General features: G+C 34.3%; 1 protein-coding gene. It reads left to right on the forward strand.

Annotated elements, in window-relative coordinates:
• Positions 1-231 precede the first annotated feature (231 nt).
• Positions 232-1,215 carry an IS110 family RNA-guided transposase gene (locus F1E73_RS17000; protein WP_086478486.1) on the forward strand — a complete coding sequence of 328 codons (984 nt, stop codon included), beginning with the start codon at positions 232-234 and terminating at the stop codon, positions 1,213-1,215.
• Positions 1,216-1,228: the final 13 nt, after the last annotated feature.

Here is a 1,228-nt window from a genome sequence, read left to right on the forward strand (position 1 = left end):
TCACTCCTTTAGACTTGCATAAGTATATTTATCTCAAGTTTAACCGTATAAAAGAGAGCTGAACTTAGGTACACTATAGTCACTCAGAATTTAAAAAATTCATAGTTCGATTTAGACCTAAGTTCAGACTTTCATCAATAATCTCTAATAGAAATTCGGGATTTTAAGCCCATTATCAAGGAGTCGAGTTAATGATGAAAACATCTCTTTCTATAAAAGCAAAACAAAGTTATGAAAAGTATTTTTGTCGGAGTGGATGTAAGTAAATGCACTTTAGATTTTTGTGTGATCGAGCCTGAAAAGACCACTTATCACAAAATCAAAAATAAAGAAGATGCTATTAGTAAACTATTTAAAAGAATAGGAGAAATCGGCCTAGAAGTCTTTATCTGTATGGAGAATACAGGTTATTATAATTTTAATCTTTATGAGGTCTTAAAGGGGATTGATTTTAAAACTTATGTGGTTGACCCAAAGCATATAAAAAGAAGTATTGGCTTGGTGCGAGGAAAAAATGATAAGGTTGATGCCAAGCGCATAGCCGTTTTTATTGAAAGAAACTATCAGGATTTTGAATGTTGGCAGCCAGTTAGTGAATCCGTGAAGGCCCTGAAAATTCTACTAAGTCAGCGACGATCGAAGATAAAACAAAGAAGAGGTTTAAAACAGCAGTTGTCAGATTTAAAAAATGTAGCTTTCAATAAGTCGACCAAAAGATTAATTAAAATTAGTGAGAAGGGCATCAAAGAAATAAATGGGCATATTCGGGAAATTGAGACCCTCATAAAGGAAGAAATAAAAGCCGATTTCAAATTGCATAAAGAAATAGAAAGGATAAAAACTATACCGGGTATTGGGGATATTACTGCCTGGATGATAGCCATTAAAACCGATGGTTTCAGTCGGTTGACGGACCCAAGAAAACTAGCTTGTTTTGCCGGTGTGGTTCCTTTTGAACAACAAAGTGGAAGTAGTCTAAAAACCAAACCACGGGTCTCTAAAATGGCGGATATGCAGCTCAAAACCGTTTTGCAAATGGCCGCCATGAGAGCTGTTAGAATGGAAAATGAATTACAGTATTATTACCTTAGAAAAGTTGATGAAGGCAAAAACAAAATGAGCGTTTTAAACGCTGTTAGGAATAAATTACTGCATATTGCTATGGCGCTTATTAAGAATAAAACTTATTATAAAAATCGTTTGGAATTGTCATAGAAATCGAACTGAC

This window comes from Arenibacter lacus, assembly GCF_008711145.1.
Taxonomy (GTDB): Bacteria; Bacteroidota; Bacteroidia; order Flavobacteriales; family Flavobacteriaceae; genus Arenibacter; species Arenibacter amylolyticus.